Origin of the sequence: Mesorhizobium sp. M7A.F.Ca.AU.002.02.1.1, from assembly GCF_003998535.1 — a bacterium.
In the GTDB taxonomy this organism is placed as follows: Bacteria; Pseudomonadota; Alphaproteobacteria; order Rhizobiales; family Rhizobiaceae; genus Mesorhizobium; species Mesorhizobium ciceri.
Genome location: NZ_RZPB01001009.1, coordinates 1 through 1,828, shown reverse-complemented (window position 1 = coordinate 1,828; position 1,828 = coordinate 1). Strand labels below are relative to the sequence as shown.

Genomic DNA, 1,828 nt, shown 5'->3' with positions numbered 1-1,828 from the left:
TTTTTACGCAGCGCCTCCGCGCGGTGTATGCAGCGAACCGACTGCCGGCAGACCTGCCTACAAAAGGCGCGCGTGTTTCCGGTAAAACTGTTGCCTGCCATGCTAGATTTCTCGCGGGAAGGCGGCCTCAAACGGCCCACCCTCAGTTGAACCAAAGCGCAAACGTCAAAAACCCGTCGCCGCCGAACTGGCGCTGGATCTGGTCGAAATCGTCGCTGGTCGCGAGCTCGCCGCTTTCGAGGTAGGGCGCGATGGCCGGGCCGGTGATCGACAGCACGAGATCGAAGTTTTTTGGCTCGTCGAAGAAGCGCTTCATGTTGATGCCAAGCCCAGTACTGGCGGTGACGCGGAAATGCGGCAGCAGCCTGCGGCCTTCCAGGAGATCCTCGGCCATGGTCAAGGCGGCGAGCCAGGCCTGGACCTGCTCCTCGCCGACTTCGAGGCCGGTGAGCGGGTTCTCGCCCTTCTGCTGCGGTCCAGGCAGCCATTCGCGGTCATTGTCGGTCTCGGCGCGGATCGCCTTCCAGTCCTCGCGCGACAGCCGGATCATTTCCAGCAGGTGGCGGCGCGCCGCTTGCCGGCGCTCCGGTTCGATCACCGGCCAGTTGACGAGATGCACCATCGAGATGAAATCGGCGATGCGCCATTCCGAGGAGAAGATGCTCGAGCCCATATCGCCGGCCGGCGGCACCAGAATATCCTGCAGCGGCAATTTGGCGCGCGGGAACAGCATGTGAAACGAGCCGTCGAAGGTGCTCCTGAAATCATGCGCCAGCCAGAAATCGGCCTGCGCCATCAGGAACTCGGCATAGCCCTGCAGCCAGTAGCCGTCGGCGCGGTCGAAGCGGAAGGTGAGCGTGGGGGCGGCGGCGTCCGACGAGATACCGCCGCGCGAGAGTGAGGCGATGATCGCCGCCATGCTCTCGTCCGGCGCGATGGTGCCGTCCTCGTTGAGGTCGATGCCGGCATGGGTGAGATCGATGACCATGCCGATATCGGCATTGGGCGGCACCGAGGCAAACGTGGCTGCGGATTTCTCCAGCCGGTCACGGAAGCCGACCAGGATGGCGCGGAACTGCTCGTAAGTGAGCGGCTCGGGATTGGGATTGTCGGGCACTGGCAACCGCATCAGCGGCAGCATGAAGGATTGCGGGCTTTCGAAACCATGACGGTGCAGGCCGGTGGCCAGGATCTCCAGTGCGGTAAAGAACTCGCCCGCCCCGGCCGCATAGGCGGATGCCGGGTCTTTTGGCGCGGCAGCCTCCAGCGTCGAGAGAGCGGTGTCGCGCGCGGCCACGGTCTTCGCCTCAAACAATGTGGTTGCCGCTTCTGGCATTGCCGCCGACGCGGAAGACAGCGGCAGGAGCAGAATGAAAGCGGATGTCAGCAGGCCTGCCAGTCGTGTCATCTTTTCCCCCCAATGTTTGTCGCGCAGTGCAAACATACACCATTTGCAGCGTCGCGCTTCAACCCGCCCCGCGGACGGTCTACACAGGGCAAACAATTGGGCATCGCGTGTCGAATTATCCGTTTTCCTACAAGCTGTCCTGGCTGCCGCGTTTCCTGAAGCCGTCACTGGCCGGCGACGCTCAAGACTTTGCGCCGATGGCCGGGACGCTGATGGATCCACCGCCGAAGCAAGCGGTGCGGCTTGCCTTTGTCGGCGACATCTCGGCGGTGGCCAACCGCAGCGCGCCGGATTGCGATCCGGCGATCAAGGCGCTGCTCGGCGCTGCCGATCTGGTGATCGGCAATTGCGAAAGCCCTGTTGTGGACAGGCCAAGCGCGGTGCTGGGCACAAGGCTCGGCACGCATCATGCGATGAGCG

Annotated in this window: 1 protein-coding gene and 1 pseudogene; one reads left to right on the top strand and one right to left on the bottom strand. The window is 63.7% G+C overall.

Features of this window, described 5'->3' with window-relative positions:
• Window positions 1-142: 142 nt before the first annotated feature.
• On the bottom strand, window positions 143-1,408 hold the full coding sequence (locus EN879_RS34370) for a hypothetical protein (RefSeq protein ID WP_063170319.1): 1,266 nt from the start codon (window positions 1,406-1,408) through the stop codon (window positions 143-145).
• Between the two features lie 107 nt (window positions 1,409-1,515).
• Here EN879_RS34370 and EN879_RS34365 point away from each other — a divergent pair.
• A pseudogene (locus tag EN879_RS34365) lies at window positions 1,516-1,828 on the top strand (metallophosphatase); the annotation flags it as partial.

Bases quoted from the DNA above. Each gene is read 5' to 3' on its own strand.
- EN879_RS34370 (WP_063170319.1), bottom strand. From the start codon at position 1,408: ATGACACGACTGGCAGGCCTGCTGACATCCGCTTTCATTCTGCTCCTG.